This is a genomic window from Ideonella sp., assembly GCF_041918995.1.
GTDB lineage: Bacteria > Pseudomonadota > Gammaproteobacteria > Burkholderiales > Burkholderiaceae_C > Ideonella.
On the sequence record NZ_JAYRUN010000009.1, the window covers coordinates 119,260 to 136,745 of the forward strand.

A 17,486-nucleotide genomic window follows, 5' to 3' on the forward strand; every position below is an offset into this window, starting at 1 on the left:
CCCCCGCCCGCATCCCGCCCCCTTCTTCCCGTCCGCCGTCGCCCATCCATGGACATCTCCCGCATCCGCGCCCTGCGCGGCCCCAACCTGTGGAGCCGCCACACCGCCGTCGAGGCCGTCGTCACCTGCACCGAACAGGAGTGCGACGCCCTCGCGCACCTGCCCGGCTTCGAGGCCCGGCTGCGCGCCCTGTTCCCCGGTCTCGGCTCGCTGCGCGCACGGGCCGAGGAATCCTCCCTGGCGCACGTGCTCGAGGCGGCCACCCTGGCGCTGCAGACCCACGCCGGCTGCCCCGTCACCTTCAGCCGCACCGCCGCCACCCATGAGCGCGGCGTCTACCAGGTCGTCGTCGAGTACAGCGAGGAAAAGGTGGGCCGCCAGGCGCTGGAGGCCGCCGAGGCCCTGATCCGCAGCGCGCTCGGCGAGAACGGGACGCTGTTCGACTGCGACGCCACCGTGAAGTCGCTGCGCGAGCTGGACGAGGACATCCGCCTGGGGCCCTCCACCGGCTCCATCGTGAACGCCGCGGTGGCGCGCGGCATCCCCTACCGCCGCCTGACCAGCGGCAGCCTGGTGCAGTTCGGCTGGGGCTCGCGCCAGCGTCGCATCTGGGCCGCCGAGGTCGATTCCACCAGCGCCGTGTCCGAGTCCATCGCCCAGGACAAGGACCTGTGCAAGACCCTGCTGCGCGCCGCCGGCGTGCCGGTGCCGCTGGGCCGGCCGGTCGGCAGCGTCGAGGACGCGGTGGCCGCGGCCGAGGAGATCGGCTGGCCGGTGGTGTGCAAGCCGCAGGACGGCAACCAGGGCAAGGGCGTGACGGTGAACGTCACCGACGCCGCCGGCATGGCCGGGGCCTACCAGGCCGCCGCCGAGATCGGCACGCCCATGGTCGAGAAGTTCCTGCCCGGCTGCGACTTCCGCATGCTGGTGGTGGGCCACAAGCTGGTGGCGGCGGCGCGCCGCGATCCGCCGCAGGTCAGCGGCGACGGCATCCACACCGTGCGCCAGCTCGTCGAGCAGGTCAATGCCGACCCCAAGCGGGGCGACGGCCACGCCACCTCGCTCACCAAGATCCGCTTCGACGACATCGCGGTGGCCCGGCTGGCGCTGCAGGGGCTGACGCCGGAGTCGGTGCCGGAGAAGGGCCGGCGCGTCATCCTGCGCAACAACGCCAACCTGTCCACCGGGGGCACCGCCACCGACGTGACCGACGACGTGCACCCGGAGGTCGCGGCGCGCGCCGTGGCGGCCGCCCGCATGGTGGGCCTGGACATCTGCGGCGTGGACGTGGTGTGCGAGTCCGTGCTGCGCCCGCTGGAGGAGCAGCACGGCGGCATCGTCGAGGTGAACGCCGCGCCGGGCCTGCGCATGCACCTGTCGCCGTCCTACGGCAAGGGCCGGGCGGTCGGCGAGGCGATCATCAACCACCTGTACGCCGCGGGTGACGACGGCCGCATCCCGGTGGTGGCGGTCACGGGCACCAACGGCAAGACCACCACGGCCCGGCTGGTCGCGCACCTGTTCGCGTCCACCGGCCTGCGCGTGGGCATGACCAACACCGACGGCGTGCACGTGAACGGCCGGCAGATCGACTCCGGCGACTGCTCCGGCCCGCGCAGCGCGCGCAACGTGCTGATGAACCCCGAGGTGGACGCCGCGGTGTTCGAGACGGCACGCGGCGGCATCCTGCGCGAGGGCCTGGGCTTCGACCGGTGCCAGGTGGCGGTGGTGACCAACATCGGCGCGGGCGACCACCTGGGCCTGAACTTCATCACCACGGTGGAGGAGCTGGCGGCCGTCAAGCGCGTGATCGTGCAGAACGTGGCGCCCGGCGGCTACGCGGTGCTCAACGCGGCCGACCCGCAGTGCGTGGGCATGGCGCCCACCTGCCCCGGCGGCATCATCTACTTCGCCCACGACCGCCACCACCCCGTGCTGGCCACCCACCGCGCCCAGGGGCAGCGCAGCGTGTTCGTCGAAGGCGACCAGATCGTGGCCGCCGAAGGCAACTGGCGCGAGTTCGTGGCCCTGCGCGACATCCCGCTCACCCGGGGCGGCAGCATCGGCTTCCAGGTGGAGAACGCCATGGCCGCCGTGGCCGCCGGCTGGGGCGTGGGCCTGCACTGGGACGCCATCCGCTCCGGCCTGGCCAGCTTCGTGAACGACGCCGACAACGCGCCGGGCCGCTTCAACGTCATGGACTACCGCGGCGCCACGCTCATCGCCGACTACGGCCACAACCCGGACGCCATGCGTGCGCTGGTGGCGGCCATCGAGGGCATGCCGGCCCGGCGCCGCTCGGTCGTCATCTCCGGCGCCGGCGACCGGCGCGACGAGGACATCCGCGAGCAGACCCAGATCCTGGGCACCGCGTTCGACGAGGTGATCCTCTACCAGGACGCCTGCCAGCGCGGCCGGGCCGACGGCGAGGTGATCGCCCTGCTGCGCCAGGGCCTGGCGGGCGCGGCCCGCACGCGCCATGTGGACGAGATCACCGGCGAGTTCGTGGCCATCGACACCGCGCTGTCGCGCCTGCAGCCCGGCGACCTGTGCCTGATCCTGGTGGACCAGGTGGAAGAGGCCCTGGCCCACCTCGCGCAGCGCGTGGCCGAGCCGGCCACCGCCTGACGGCCGGCCCGGCGGCGGCCGGGTTTGGCGCCGGCAATCCGCCCGTCGGTCGCGCCGAACGGGCGGTTCGTCGCAAGGCCCGCCCGTGCCCCCGGGGCGCCCGGCTATCCTCGTGCGAGCACGCGTGCGGCCGACCGGCCCGCGCGGCCACCCCAGCCCTGGCGCCGCCACCGCGGCGCCATTTGCTTGATGGAAAGCGCTTGGAGCCCATGAAAACCCTCAGACTGTCGACCCTGGCCGTCCTCGTCCACCTGGCCACGGCCACGATGGCCGCCGGTGCCGCCCCGCTCGCCTCCGGCCTCGACCGGCCCGGTTTCGACCCCTCGGTGCGCGTGCAGGACGACCTGTTCCATGCCGCCAACGGGGGCTGGCTCAAGGCCACCGAGATCCCGGCGGACAAGCCGGAGTACGGCACCTTCATCCAGCTGCGCGACCTGTCCGACCAGCGCGTGCGCGAGATCGTCGAGGGCCTGGCGCGCCAGAAGGCCGCGGCCGGCAGCGTGGAGCAGAAGGTCGGTGCGTTCTACGGCTCGTTCGTGGACACCGCCACCATCGACAAGCTCGGGCTCAAGCCGGTGCAGCCGCACCTGGCCGCCATCGACGCCATCCGCACCCCGAAGGACCTGGCCCAGTGGATGGGCAGCATGCAGGGCATGGTCGAGGCGCCCGTGCTGCTGTGGGTGATGGCCGACTTCAAGAACCCCACGGTGAACCAGGCGCTCACCTGGCAAGGCGGCCTGGGCCTGCCCGACCGCGACTACTACCTGAAGCAGGACGACGAGCGCCTGGCCAAGGCCCGCGCCGCCTACGTCGGCTACCTCACCACCCTGGCCCGCCTGTCGGGCATCAAGGACCCGGCCGCGGCCGCCAAGACGGTGATGGCGATCGAGCAGCGCATCGCCGAGGTGCACTGGGACAAGGTGGACAACCGCAACCCGGTGAAGATCTACAACCCCATGACGGTGGCCGAGCTCGCCAAGGTCGCCCCGGGCATCGACTGGGCCACCTACCTGAAGGCGGCGCAGCTGGGCAGCGTGGAGCGCCTGTCGGTGTCGCAGCCCAGCGCCGTGACCGGCATCGCCAAGCTGTTCGCCGAGGTGCCGCTGGCCGACTGGAAGGTCTACTTCAAGCTGCGCAGCCTGGACGCCGCGGCCAACCTGCTGCCCAAGGACTTCCGCGACGCCCGCTTCGCCTTCCGCGGCACCGCTCTGACCGGCGCCAAGGAGCCCAAGCCGCGCTGGCAGCAGGCCATCACCGAGGTCAATGGCTCGCTGGGCGAGGCCGTGGGCCAGCTCTACGTGGCCAAGCACTTCCCGCCCGAGGCCAAGGCCCGCATGCAGACGCTGGTGGGCAACCTGCTGGCCGCCTACAAGGAGTCGATCGACGGCCTGAGCTGGATGACGCCCGCCACCAAGGCGCAGGCGCAGGACAAGCTGGCCAAGTACATGACCAAGATCGGCTACCCCGACACCTGGCGCGACTACGGCAGGCTCGAGGTGCGCGCCGGCGACGCCCTGGGCAATGCCCAGCGCTCGGGCCGCTTCGAGTGGCAGCGCGTGGCGGCCAAGGTGGGCAAGCCGGTGGACCGCGCCGAGTGGGGCATGACGCCGCAGACGGTGAACGCCTACTACAACCCGACGCTCAACGAGATCGTGTTCCCGGCCGCCATCCTGCAGCCGCCGTTCTTCGACATGCAGGCCGACGACGCGGTGAACTACGGTGCCATCGGCGCGGTGATCGGCCACGAGATCAGCCACGGCTTCGACGACCAGGGCAGCCAGTTCGACGGCGACGGTGTGCTGCGCAACTGGTGGACCGACGAGGACCGCAAGGCCTTCGACTCGGTGGGCGCCAAGCTGGTGGCCCAGTACGAGACCTACGAGCCCATCCCGGGCAAGAAGCTCAACGGCAAGCTGACGCTGGGCGAGAACATCGCCGACCTGTCCGGCCTGCAGATCGCCTACAAGGCCTACGTGCGTTCGCTGGGCGGCAAGCCGGCGCCGGTGATCGACGGCTTCAACGGCGAGCAGCGCTTCTTCCTGGGCTGGTCGCAGGCCTGGCGCGAGAAGGTGCGCGAGGAGCGCGCCCTGCAGCTGCTGACCATGGACCCGCACTCGCCGCCGGAATTCCGGGCCAACGGCGCCGCGGTGAACCACGACGGCTTCCACCGCGCCTTCGACACCAAGCCCGGCGACAAGATGTACAAGCCGGCTGAAGAGCGCATCCGGATCTGGTGACCTTCAGAGGGCGGGCCGCGCGCAGCGCGCCCGCCCCTTCAAGCGGCGTGCGCGGGTCCGGCTCCGCCGGCCCGCTGCGCGAGCCCCCTCGGGGGGCAGCCCCCGGGAGGGGCGTGGGGGCCCTGTTTCAGGGCTTGTAGAGCTTGATCTCCTTGTTCCAGCGGTGCAGCGTGGTCGCCTGGCTGGAGTAGACCTGCATCTGCACCGTGTGCGTGCCGTAGGCCACGCTGGTGAAGGTCTGGTAGTTCATGACCTGGTAGCCGCCGCCGGCGCGCACGATGCCGTTGAACGGGCAGTTGACGGAGCCGCCGTCCACCATCAGGCAGATGGCCGCGGCGTTCTCCGCGGCCGCCGCCGCGATCTGCGCGTTGAAGTTGCCGGCGATGGTGCAGCCTGCCGTGTTGGTGCAGTTGACCGTGAGCGTGGTGCCCACCGTGTTCATGCCCGGGCTCAGCGACATCGAGGTGCTGTCGGTGTCGAAGTAGGTCTTCAGCAGCTTGTGGGCGGTGCTGATGGCCTCCGTGCCCTGGCGCGGCTGGGACTTCAGGCCGGGGGGTTCGCCGGCGGCCTGGGCGCCGAGGGCGATGGCGGCCGCGGCGGCGGCGAGCGCGAGCTGGATCGAACGGGACATGGTGCCTCCTGGGGATATGGCAGGTGAAATGACCGACGCCATCGCCCTCTGAAGGCAGCGCGGCGTCACCCGGCGGTCCGTGTGGCCCCCGGTGACGCCATTGTTCGAACCCAGCCCGTCGCGCAGCACCCTGCGCCTGGCAGGGGGAGCGCCCCTGCGTTCGCGGGAGCCGCCCCCCTAGCCGCCTCAGGCCGCGGAGGCCGTGCTGTGCCGGATCAGGTAGTCGAAGGCACCCAGCGCCGCCTTCGCGCCATCGCCCGCGGCGATGATGATCTGCTTGAACGGCACCGTCGTGGCGTCGCCCGCGGCGTAGACGCCCGGCACGCTGGTGGCGCCCTTGGCATCCACCTCGATCTCGCCGAAGCGCGAGAGCTCGAGCGTTCCCTTGAGCCACTCGGTGTTGGGCACCAGGCCGATCTGCACGAACACGCCTTCCAGCGGCACATGCTGCGTCTGGCCGCTCACGCGGTCCTTGAAGCTGAGGCCGTTCACCTTCTGGCCGTCGCCGGTGATCTCGGTGGTCTGGGCGTTCACGTGCACCGTCACGTTGGGCAGCGACTTCAGCTTCTTCACCAGCACGGCATCGGCCTTCAGCTGTTCGGCGAACTCCACCAGCGTGACGTGCTCGACGATGCCCGCCAGGTCGATGGCGGCCTCCACGCCGGAGTTGCCGCCGCCGATCACCGCCGTGCGCTTGCCCTTGAACAGCGGGCCGTCACAGTGCGGGCAGTAGGCCACGCCCTTGTTCCTGTACTCCTGCTCGCCGGGCACGTTCACGTTGCGCCAGCGTGCGCCGGTGGACAGGATCACGGAGCGGCCCTGCAGCACCGCGCCGTTGGCCAGCTGCACGCCGACCAGGCCGCCGGGCTGCGCGGCGGGGATGATCTTCTCCGCGCGCTGGTTGTTCATGATCTCGACGTCGTAGGTGCGCACGTGCTGCTCCAGCGCGGCGGCGAACTTCGGCCCTTCCGTTTCCTGGATGGACACGTAGTTCTCGATCGCCAGCGTGTCCAGCACCTGGCCGCCGAAACGCTCGGCCACGATGCCGGTGCGGATGCCCTTGCGGGCGGCGTACACGGCCGCGGCGGCGCCGGCGGGGCCACCGCCCACGATGAGCACGTCGAAGGGCGGCTTCGCGCCCAGCTTGGCCGCGTCACGCGCGGCCGCGTTGGTGTCCACCTTGGCCAGGATCTCGGCCAGCTCCATGCGGCCCGACCCGAAGGGCTGGCCGTTGAGGAACACGGTGGGCACGCCCATGATCTGCCGCGCCTCGACCTCGTCCTGGTACAGCCCGCCGTCGATGGCCACGTGGCGCACCTTGGGGTTGAGCACCGCCATCAGGTTCAGCGCCTGCACCACGTCCGGGCAGTTGTGGCAGGTCAGGGACATGTAGGTCTCGAAGACCATCTCGCCGTCGAGCGCCTGGATCTGCTCGATGACGTCGGCCTCCACCTTGGGCGGGTGGCCGCCGGCCTGCAGCAGGGCCAGCACCAGCGAGGTGAACTCGTGGCCCATGGGGATGGCCGCGAAGCGCACGCCCATGTCGGCGCCCACGGCGCTGATGGAGAAGCTGGGCCGGCGCGCATCCTGGCCGTCGTAGCGCACGGTGATCTTGTCCGGCCCGGCGGACGCGACGGCCTCCAGCAGCTCGCGCATCTCGGCCGAGGCGGGGCGGTCATCCAGGCTGGCCACCAGCTCGATGGGCTGGCGGATGCGCTCCAGGTAGGCGGCAAGCTGGGTCTTGGTGGCGGCGTCCAACATGGCGGTCTCCTTGGGTCGTCCGGGGGGTCAGTCAGCGAAAGGCAACAGGCCATCCTGCCGGCCGGCGCAAGCCCGGTCGGTGAGGTGGGTCAAGGGGGAGAAAGGGGCGGGAACCGAGCGCACGTCACGAAGTGGCTCGATTCCCGTTGCGGGCCCATCGAGGCCGCCGCCCGGGCAGCGCAGCCGTACACCCGTACGGCGAGCAGCGCAGGCAAGGGATCGATGGGCGCAGCAGGAAAGCGCGCTACGTCGTCAGATCTTGCCGACCAGGTCGAGAGACGGCGTCAGCGTCTTCGCGCCGTCGTTCCACTTGGCCGGGCAGACCTGGCCGGGGTGGCTGGCGACGTACTGGGCCGCCTTCAGCTTGCGCAGCGTTTCCTTCACGTCACGCGCAATGGCGTTGTCGTGCACTTCCAGGGTCTTGATCACGCCTTGCGGGTCGATCACGAAGGTGCCGCGCAGGGCCAGGCCCTCCTCGGGGATGTGCACGCCGAAGGCGTTGGTCAGCGCGTGGGTGGGGTCGCCCACCAGCGGGAACTGGGCCTTGCCCACGGCCGGCGAGGTCTCGTGCCACACCTTGTGCGAGAAGTGCGTGTCGGTGGTGACGATGTAGACCTCGGCGCCCAGCTTCTGGAACTCGGCGTAGTTGTCGGCCGCGTCTTCCACCTCGGTCGGGCAGTTGAAGGTGAAGGCCGCCGGCATGAAGATCAGCACGGACCACTTGCCCTTCAGGCTCTCTTCCGTGACCTCGATGAACTTGCCGTTGTGGAAGGCCTGGGCCTTGAACGGGGCGACTTGGGTGTTGATCAGCGACATGGGGTCTCCTTGAGGGGGCAGGGGTTGAACGGAATGGTCAAATCTTAGTGGCCGGCACGCATTTGTGTGATTGATTGATACGATAAACCAGATTGAAACACGCTATTAGAAATCCGACACCGCGGCCAGCCGGTGGGGCCGCCGATGATGCCGCGCGGGCCATCTGCCCACGCTGCCAGCGGGCTTTCGACTGCGGCGCCGCGGGCCCCGGGCCCTGCGCCTGCGCGGGCCTGGTGGTGCCCGAGTCGGTGCGGGAGGCCCTGCGTGGCCGCTACACGGGCTGCCTGTGCCTGGGCTGCCTGGCCGAACTGTCACGCGAGGACGCCGCGCCGCCCGCCCCTGCGCCGCCCGCCAGCGCGTAGCGGCGGGCGGCCGCCACGCGCCGTGCCGCCACCGCTTTTTCCACGGCGCGCGCCGGATGGGCGCCGCCGCGGCTTCAGGCGGCCCGCGCCCGGCCGATAACGATCCGACCGCCGGGCGCCTTGCGCCGGCCCCTTTGCGCCCATGACGTCTCCTTCCGCCTTCGACACTGCCGGCCCGCCCCAGGCCGACGGCGGCCTGCCGCCCGACAGCCCCGGGCGCCCGGCCAGTGCGCACGCGGCCACCTGGCTGCGCACCCTGCTGGCGCTGGTGGGCGTGGTGCTGATGGTCGCCGCCTGGGGCTTCGTGCAGGTGACCGCCGGGCTCGCGGTGGCCAGCCAGGGCGACGCCGAGGCACTCAAGCTCGCGGGCCGCCAGAGCTTCCTGGCCGAACGCCTGGCCACGGGCGCCATGGACGTGGGCGCGGGGGCGGACACCGCGCGGCCGCTGGAGGACACCCTGGCCCGCATGCTGGCCGAGGCCACCCGCCTGAACGAGCTGAGCGGCGTCTGGTCCGAGGCCGACGGCGACGGCCTGACCTGGACCGACCACCGCGAGCGCGTCTGGGGCACGGTGCAGTCGCTGCTGATGGCCCGCGAGCGCGGCGAGTCCGACCTGGGCCCGTACGTCACGCGGGTGCGCAACGAGGCGCGCCAGTTCATCGACGAGATGGAGCTGGCCACCACCGCGCTGCAGCGCCTGGCCGAGCAGCGCCAGCAGGACACGCGCGAGGCGCACGCCCGGCTGGTCGGCCTGCTGGCGCTGGGCGTGGGCGCCCTGCTGCTCGGCCTGGGCGAGCCGCTGGCCCGCCGCATCCAGCGTCACCACGACCAGCTGCACGCCCAGGCCCAGGAGCTGGAACGCCTGGCCGTGGTGGCCGACCGCACCCCCAACGCGGTGGCGATCACCGACACGCACGGCGCCATCGTCTGGACGAATGCGGCCTTCACCGCCATCACCGGCTACGCGGCCGACGAGGCCCGTGGCCGCACGCCCGACGCGCTGCTGCAGTTCGAGGGCACCGCGGCGGCCACGCGCGCCGCCGTGGCGCGCGCCCGCGATGGCGCGCTGCCGGTGCGGGTGGAGATCCTGCACCGCGGCCGGCACGGGCGCAGCTACTGGGCCGACCTGAGCGTGCAGCCGATGCGCGACGAGGCGGGCCGGCTCACCGGCTTCATCCACGTCGAGACGGACATCAGCGCCCAGGTGGAGCGGCGCGAGTACCTGGACGCGGTGCTGCGCGCCCTGCCCGCGGGCCTGATGGTGCGCGACGCCGACGGCCGCGTGGTGGACGTGAACGTGAAGGCCGAGCAGCTCATCGGCGCGCCGCGCGAGCTGCTGCTCGGGCAGCCGGGCCTGCCGCCGGGCTGGTCGGCCACCCGGCCGGACGGGTCGCCGCTGTCCGCCGAGGATCTGCCCGGGCTGTCCACGCTGCGGCACGGCCAGCCGCAGGAGGGCCTGCCCATCGCCGTCTGCCTGCCCGACGGCGAGCGCCGCTGGCTGCGCATCAACACGCAGCTGCTGCCCGCGCCGGACGGCGCCGTGCAGGGCGTGATCTCCTGCTTCCTCGACGAGACCGAGGTGCGTGCCCAGCGCCACCTGCTGCAGACCACCATCGACGGCGCCGGCGTCGGCACCTGGGACTGGGACATGCAGACCGGCCGTGTCGATTTCAACGACCGCTGGCTGCGCATGTTCGGCTTCGGCGGGCCCGACAACCCGCCCCGCACGGTGGACGACTGGCTCGCCCTGATGCACCCCGAGGACGCACAGGCCGCGCGCCGCGCCGTGGTGGACCACCTGGCCGACCCGACCGTGCCCTACCGGACGGAGTTCCGGGTGCAGCACCGCAGCGGCGGCTGGATGTGGGTGATGGCCGCCGGCGCCGTCATCGAGCGCGGGCCGGACGGCCGCGGCCGACGCATGGCCGGCGTGCACGTGGACATCGACGCCCGCAAGCGCCTGGAGCAGGCACTCAGCGACGCCGCGCTCACCGACGCGCTGACCCAGCTGCCCAACCGCGCCGGCATCCAGCATGCGCTCGCGCGCTGCGTGGAGCGCGTGCACGAGCGGCCGGACGACACCTTCGCCGTGCTGTTCATGGATTTCGACCGCTTCAAGCTGGTCAACGACAGCCTCGGCCACGAGGCCGGCGACGAGCTGCTGCGGCAGATCGCCGAGCGCCTGCGCCACGCACTGCGCCCGGGCGACGACGTGGCGCGCGTCAGCGAGCTCGAGGCCCGCGGCCTGCCGGCCGGCCAGCCCGACGTGGCCGGCCGCCTGGGCGGCGACGAGTTCGTGGTGCTGCTGGAACACCTGCATGCGCCCGCCGACGCCATGCGCGTGGCCCGCCGGCTGCTGGACGCGCTGGGCGAGCCCTACGAGATCGGCGGTCGCCAGGTGCAGTCCAGCGTCAGCATCGGCATCGTCACCAGCGACGTCTCGTCCGCCAGCGTCGAATCGGTGCTGCGTGACGCCGACACCGCCATGTACGAGGCCAAGCGCCTGGGCCGCGGCCGCTATGCGGTGTTCCAGCCCGAGATGCACCGCCGCATCCGCCATGCGATGGAGCTGGAGGGCGACCTGCGCCAGGCCCTGCTCAGCGAGGACCAGATCTTCGTCGCCTACCAGCCCATCGTGTCGCTGCCCCACGGCCGCCCCGTCGCGCTGGAAGCGCTGGTGCGCTGGCGCCACCCGGCCGACGGCCGCCTGGTTTCGCCCGCCGAGTTCGTGCCGCTGGCCGAGGAAGCGGGCCTGGTGGAGCAGCTGGGCGAGCGGGTCCTGCGCCGGGCCTGCCTGGACCTGGCCGCGTGGCAGCGCCACCTCGGCGACGCCGCGCCGCGCAACGTGTCGGTCAACCTCAGCCGGGCCCAGCTGCGCCCTGGCCGCCTGGCGGCCACCGTGCGCTCGGCCCTGGCCGATGCCGGCGTGCCCGCATCGGCGCTGCGGCTGGAGATCACCGAGACGCTGGCGATGAAGGTGGAGGACGCGGAGCAGGTGTTCGCCGAGCTGCGCACCATGGGGGTGGCCCTGGCGCTGGACGACTTCGGCACCGGCTACTCCTCGCTGGCGTCGCTGGACCAGCTGCCCATCGACACCGTGAAGGTGGACCGCGCCTTTGTGGCCAAGGTGGTGGACAGCCGCTACCAGCGTGCCCTCGTGCACTCCACGGTGCAGGTGGCCGACGCGCTGCACCTGCGGGTGGTCGCCGAAGGCGTGGAGACGGAGGAGCAGGCCGCGGCCCTGGTGGCGCTGGGCTGCCACCTCGCCCAGGGTTTCCTGTTCGGCCGCCCCATGGTCGCGGTGGACTTCGAGGCCTGGTGGGCCGACGCGGTCCGGCGCACGGCCGGGCCGGCGGCGGCCGACACCCTACTGGTCATCCATCCAGTATCCTGACGGGCGTGACCGCCCCGACTGCCTTCCTTGCCGAGCCCGTCCTGGACCGGCTCACCCACGCGCTGAACGACGCCCAGCGCGAGGCCATGGCGCACGGCGACACGCCGCTGCTGGTCATCGCCGGGGCCGGCACGGGCAAGACCATGACGCTCGCCGCGCGCGTGGCGCGCCTCGTGGCGGGCGGCGCCGACCCGCAGCGCCTGCTGCTGCTGACCTTCTCGCGCCGTGCGGCGGTGGAGATGCAGCACCGCGTGGCCGCCCTGCTGCGCGAGGCGCTGGGCCTGCCGCCGGGCAGTGCCCCGCCCACGCTGCCATGGGCCGGCACCTTCCACGCCATCGGGGCCCGGCTGCTGCGCGAGCAGGCCGGTCGCCTGGGCCTGTCGCCCGAGTTCTCCATCCTCGACCGCGGTGACGCGGAGGACCTGATGGGCTGGGTGCGCGACGGGCTGGGCCTGGCGTCGCAGGCGGACGGCCGGCGCTTCCCGCTGAAGGGCACCTGCCTGGCCATCTACTCGCGTGCCGTGAACAGCCAGGCGCCCCTGGCCGAGGTGCTGCGCGAGGCCTTCCCGTGGTGCGCCGAGCACGAGGGCGCCCTGCGCACGCTGTGCCGCGCCTACGAGGACGCCAAGCGCGAGCAGCAGGCGCTGGACTACGACGACCTGCTGCTGTGGTGGGCCGAGATGCTGCGCGAGCCCGACATCGCCGCCTGGCTGGGCGACCGCTTCACCCATGTGCTGGTGGACGAGTACCAGGACACCAACCGCTTGCAGTCGGCCATCCTGCATGCGCTCAAGCCCAGCGGCCGCGGCGTCACGGTGGTGGGCGACGACGCCCAGGCGATCTACGCCTTCCGCGCCGCCGAGGTGCGCAACATCCTGGACTTCCCGCGCGCCTTCGATCCGCCGGCCCGGGTGGTGACCCTGGAGCGCAACTACCGCGCCACCCAGCCCCTGCTCGACGCGGCCAACGCGGTGATCGGCCTGGCGCCGGAGCGCTTCACCAAGCGCCTGTGGACCGACCGCCCCGGCAGCGAGCGGCCGCAGCTGGTGGCGGTGGAGGACGAGCTGGCGCAGGCCCGCTGGGTGTGCGAGCGCCTGCTCGAGCGCCGCGAAGGCGGGCTGAAGCTCAAGTCCCAGGCGGTGCTGTTCCGCACCTCCAGCCACAGCGCCGGGCTGGAGCTGGAGCTGGCGCGCCGCCGCATTCCCTTCGTCAAGTACGGCGGCCTCAAGTTCCTGGAAGCCGCGCACGTGAAGGACCTGCTCGCGCTGCTGCGCTGGGCCGGCAACCCGCGCCTGCGCCTGGCCGGCTTCCGCGTGGCGCAGCTGGTGCCGGGCATCGGCCCGGCCAGCGCACGCCGGCTGCAGGACGCCATGGACGCCGCCGCGGACCCGCACGCCGCGCTGCAGGCCTGGCAGCCGCCCGCCGCGGCGGCGGGCGACTGGGCCGCGCTGGCGGCCCTGCTGCAGCACCTGGCCGAGGCACCGCAGTGGCCCGCCGAGCTGGCCGAGGTGGCCGGGTGGTACCTGCCGCACATGGAGCGCCTGCACGACCACCCCGGCCCGCGCCGCGCCGACATCGAGCAGCTGCAGCGCCTGGCCGCCGGCCACGCCACCCGCGAGCGCTTTCTCACCGAGCTCACGCTCGACCCGCCCCAGGCCACCAGCGACGAGGCCGGCGACCCCATGCTGGACGAGGACTACTGCATCCTGTCCACCATCCATGCGGCCAAGGGCCAGGAGTGGTCGGCGGTGACGGTGCTCAACGTGGTCGACGGCTGCATCCCCGGCGACCTGGCCACCGCCACGCCGGCCCAGCTGGAAGAGGAGCGCCGCCTGCTCTACGTGGCCATGACACGCGCGCGCCACCACCTGGCGCTGGTGGTGCCGCAGCGCTTCCACGTCACCCAGCAGCGCCGCTTCGGCGACCGCCACCTGTACGCCGGGCTCACCCGCTTCATCCCGCCGGAGGTGGCGCAGCACTTCGACTCCGTCGGGCCCGCCACCCCGCACTGGGCCCCCGGCCCGCCCACGCCGCCCACCGGCGCGGTGCTCGACCTGGCGCGGCGCCTGCGCGAGCGCTGGTAGGCACGCGGATGGCGCGTGCCGGCGGCGGTCAATCGCCGTGCCTGCACGCTGTCCCACGACCGTGGCTAGGGGGGTGCTGGGTTAACCCACGCGCCACGCGCCAGGGCGGGTGCTAGCTTGCCAGCCTGCGTGGCGCCCGGCCGCGCCAGGGAGACGCCCATGCACATCCCGAGCCCCCCGCGGCCCGCGGCCCTGACCGCGGTGGCCATCGCCGCGGCCCTGCTGTGCCTGCCCGCGGCGGCCGCGCGGCGGCCGGGCAGCCCGCCGCCGGGGCGCGCCGCCGACCTGCCGGTGGACCTGGCGGACGTGGTCGCCGGCCAGGGCGGCTTCGTGCTCGAGGGCACGGCCTCCTCACGGGCTGGCCAGAGCGTGTCGGCGGCGGGCGACGTCAACGGCGACGGGCTGGCCGACCTGATCGTCGGCGCCCCGCAGGACGGCGGCGGCCCCTCCAATGCCCGCCCTGGCGCCAGCTACGTGGTCTTCGGCAAGCCTGGCAACGACCCGGTGGACCTGGCCGCACTGCAGGCCGGCGGGACCGGCGGGTTCGTCATCCGCGGCGAGGCCGCGGGCCTGGGCAGCGGCCGGTCCGTCGCGGGCGTGGGCGATGTCAACGGCGACGGCCTGGACGACCTGGCCATCGGCGTGGGCAGCCTGTACGGCCCGCAGGCCGCGCAGCGCAGCTACATCGTCTTCGGCAAGGCCGACAACGCGCCGGTGGAGCTGCAGGCCGTGTCGGCCGGCACCGGCGGCTTCGCGGTGCAGGCCGCCGACCCGGCCATCCGCGGCTTCGAGGTGGCGGCGGCGGGCGACTTCGATGGCGACGGCCTGGCGGACCTGGCCGTGGGCGTGCGGTACGCGCGCGACAGCCTCACGGACCGGGGTCGCAGCTACGTGGTGTTCGGCCAGACGGGCACCCGGACGGTGGAGCTGGCCCAGGTGGCGCAGGGCCGGGGTGGCGTGGTGATCGACGGCGAGCCCGGCTACCACCCCGTGAGCCAGCCCGCCGGCGCGGGCGACGTGAACGGCGACGGCCTGGCCGACCTGGTGATCGGCGTGCCGGGCCAGCTCAACGGCGCCGGCCGCAGCTACGTCGTCTTCGGCCGGCCCGGCACCGCCCCGGTGGACTTGGCCGCCGTGGCCGCAGGCAGCGGCGGCTTCCGGCTCGACGGCTGGGACGTCTGGGACGGCAGTGGCACGTCCGTGGCCGCGGCCGGCGACGTGAACGGCGACGGCCTGGCGGACGTGCTGGTGGGCGCGCCGGGCACGTACTGGCGCTATGGGCGCGAGTGGAGCAAGGGCTTCACCTACGTCGTCTTTGGCCGCACCGGCACCGCACCGGTCGCCCTGCGGGACGTGGAACTGGGCACGGAGGCCGGCTTCGTCATCGCCGGCGAGGGCATCCGCTACGACTTCAGCGGCACCAGCGTGGCGGGCGCCGGCGACATCAACGGCGACGGCCTGGCGGACGTGCTCATCGGCGCCCCGGGCGCCGACGGCCTGACCGACCGCGAGGTGTACTACGGCGGACGCAGCTACCTGGTCTACGGCAAGGCCGACACCTCGCCCGTGGCGCTGCGGTCGGTGACCGCGGCCCTGGCGGCCGGGGCCACCTTCATGAGCGAGGGCGACTACGGCGCCCTCGGCACCAGCGTGTCGGCCGCTGGCGACGTGAACGGCGACGGCCTGGGCGACCTCATCCTGGGCGCACCGCAGCGCGACCTGCCCGCGGGGGACCGCTCCGGGCGCGCCTACGTGGTCCACGGCGCGCCCACCGGCGCCTTCCTGCCGGTCGCGATCGACGCGCTCGGTGGCCCGGGCCCCGACACCCTGCCGGGCGACCCCGCCGCGGACAGCCTCGCCGGCGGCGCCGGCCCCGACATCCTGGGCGGCCAGGGTGGCGCGGACGTGCTGGCGGGCGGCCCCGGCGACGACCTGCTGCGCGTGGACGGTGGCCAGTGGCGCGCGCTGCGCTCGCCGCTCGGCAGCGGCGGGAACCGGAGGCAGCTGGCGCGCCTGGAGGGCGGCAGCGGCATGGACACGCTGGCCGTGGCCGGCGCAGGCGTCTCGCTGAACCTGCGGCAGGTGGCCCACCTCGGCATGGGGCTGCCCGGCAGCGTCTCGCGCATCGCATCCATCGAGCGCATCGACCTGCAGGGCAGCGGCGCGAACCAGCTGCGGCTGGAGGTGGCGGACGTGCACGACATGACCGGCATGAACCTGCTCAACGCCGGCAACCACCTGGCACGCGGCTGGAGCGCCGGCACCTATGCGTTTCCCGCCACGGTGCGCCGGCACCAGCTGGTGGTGGATGGCGACGGCGACGACACCGTGTGGCTGTCCGGCGCCTGGCGCGATGCCGGCACGGTGATGCGCGGCACGCAGGCGTACACGGTGTGGAACAGCCGCAGCGGCCGGGCGCAGGTGCTGCTGAACCAGCAGGTGGCGCCGGCCCTGGCCCCGCGCGACGCGGCCCGATGAACGGGCCGGCCGCGCCCGCGCTGGAGATCAGCGCCTCGCGGCAGATGCTGGCCTGGATGGCGCAGCAGCGGCTGTCGCTGGCGCTCACCACCTACCAGATCGGCAAGCTGTTCCTGCTCGGGCTGACGCCCGAGGGGCGGCTCAGCGTGCACGAGCGCAGCTTCAACCGCTGCATGGGCCTGTGCCCGGCCGACGGCGGCTTCTACCTCAGCAGCCTGTACCAGGTCTGGCGCTTCACCAACGCGCTCGCACCGGGGCAGGCGCAGCCCGACGGACACGACCGGCTGTACGTGCCCCGCGTCGGCCACACGACGGGCGACCTGGACATCCACGACATGGCCGTCGACGGCCAGGGGCGGCTGGTCTTCGTGAACACGCTGTTCGGCTGCCTGGCCACGCTGAGCGACACGCACAGCTTCCAGCCGCTGTGGCGCCCGCCGTTCATCAGCCGCCTGGCCGCGGAGGACCGCTGCCACCTCAACGGCCTGGCCATGAAGGACGGTGCGCCCGCCTACGTCACGGCCGCCAGCACGTCCGACGTGGTGGACGGCTGGCGCGAGCATCGCCGCAGCGGCGGCGTGGTGGTGGACGTCGCCCGCCACGAGGTGGTGGCCACGGGCCTGAGCATGCCGCACTCGCCGCGCTGGCACGGCGGGCGGCTGTGGCTGCTGAATTCCGGCACCGGCGAGTTCGGCCACGTCGAGCTGGACACGGGCCGCTTCGTCCCGGTGGCCTTCTGCCCCGGCTACCTGCGTGGCCTGCACCTGGTGGGCGACCACGCCCTTGTCGGCCTGTCGCGCCCGCGGGACAACAAGACCTTCAGCGGCCTGCCGCTGGACGAGCGGCTGGCCCGCCACGGCGCTCAGGCGCGCTGCGGCGTCCAGGTGGTGGACCTGCGCAGTGGCGACGTGGTGCACTGGCTGCGCTTCGAGGGCGTGGTGGAAGAGCTTTACGACGTGGTCGCGCTGCCGGGCGTGCGCCGGCCCATGGCGCTGGGCTTCAAGACCGACGAGATCCGCCGCGTGCTGAGCGTGGCCCCGGCAGGCTAGAGGCCCCCTGGCCGCGGCGCGTTGAAATCGGCCGCACCGGCCCCAC

The 17,486-nt window shown here is 73.2% G+C and carries 10 protein-coding genes; 7 read left to right on the plus strand and 3 right to left on the minus strand.

Translation table 11 applies throughout. From position 1 onward, the window contains the following. Positions 1-48: 48 nt before the first annotated feature. Positions 49-2,628, plus strand: coding sequence for a cyanophycin synthetase (gene cphA / locus ACE3UN_RS10130; RefSeq protein ID WP_374674814.1), 2,580 nt, complete (start codon positions 49-51; stop codon positions 2,626-2,628). A gap of 209 nt (positions 2,629-2,837) precedes the next feature. Beyond that, the gene (locus ACE3UN_RS10135) at positions 2,838-4,865 is read left to right on the plus strand and encodes a M13 family metallopeptidase (RefSeq protein WP_374674815.1); all 2,028 of its coding nucleotides are present in this window, start codon (positions 2,838-2,840) and stop codon (positions 4,863-4,865) included. 127 nt (positions 4,866-4,992) lie between these two features. Here ACE3UN_RS10135 and ACE3UN_RS10140 read toward each other — a convergent pair whose 3' ends face one another. The 3 genes from ACE3UN_RS10140 to ahpC form a co-directional block, all read right to left on the minus strand. Next, entirely contained in the window at positions 4,993-5,496 is a 504-nt protein-coding gene (locus tag ACE3UN_RS10140) for a hypothetical protein (protein ID WP_374674816.1), read from the minus strand. A gap of 186 nt (positions 5,497-5,682) precedes the next feature. After that, positions 5,683-7,257 (minus strand): alkyl hydroperoxide reductase subunit F, encoded by a 1,575-nt coding sequence (gene ahpF, locus ACE3UN_RS10145; protein ID WP_374674817.1) that lies wholly within the window; start codon positions 7,255-7,257, stop codon positions 5,683-5,685. A 252-nt stretch (positions 7,258-7,509) separates the two neighbouring features. Next, positions 7,510-8,073: an alkyl hydroperoxide reductase subunit C gene (ahpC, locus tag ACE3UN_RS10150; protein WP_374674818.1), complete on the minus strand. Its 564-nt coding sequence runs from the start codon at positions 8,071-8,073 to the stop codon at positions 7,510-7,512. Between the two features lie 92 nt (positions 8,074-8,165). Here ahpC and ACE3UN_RS10155 point away from each other — a divergent pair, with 92 nt between their 5' ends. The 5 genes from ACE3UN_RS10155 (at position 8,166) to ACE3UN_RS10175 (ending at position 17,440) form a co-directional block, all read left to right on the plus strand. After that, positions 8,166-8,435 (plus strand): cysteine-rich CWC family protein, encoded by a 270-nt coding sequence (locus tag ACE3UN_RS10155; protein ID WP_374674819.1) that lies wholly within the window; start codon positions 8,166-8,168, stop codon positions 8,433-8,435. Between the two features lie 142 nt (positions 8,436-8,577). After that, positions 8,578-11,829 (plus strand): EAL domain-containing protein, encoded by a 3,252-nt coding sequence (locus ACE3UN_RS10160; RefSeq protein ID WP_374674820.1) that lies wholly within the window; start codon positions 8,578-8,580, stop codon positions 11,827-11,829. Between the two features lie 5 nt (positions 11,830-11,834). After that, positions 11,835-13,913, plus strand: coding sequence for an ATP-dependent helicase (locus tag ACE3UN_RS10165; protein ID WP_374674821.1), 2,079 nt, complete (start codon positions 11,835-11,837; stop codon positions 13,911-13,913). A 159-nt stretch (positions 13,914-14,072) separates the two neighbouring features. Continuing rightward, positions 14,073-16,391: a hypothetical protein gene (locus tag ACE3UN_RS10170; protein WP_374674822.1), complete on the plus strand. Its 2,319-nt coding sequence runs from the start codon at positions 14,073-14,075 to the stop codon at positions 16,389-16,391. Next, the gene (locus ACE3UN_RS10175; RefSeq protein ID WP_374674823.1) at positions 16,388-17,440 is read left to right on the plus strand and encodes a TIGR03032 family protein; all 1,053 of its coding nucleotides are present in this window, start codon (positions 16,388-16,390) and stop codon (positions 17,438-17,440) included. Before ACE3UN_RS10170 ends, ACE3UN_RS10175 begins: the two co-directional genes overlap by 4 nt. Positions 17,441-17,486: the final 46 nt, after the last annotated feature.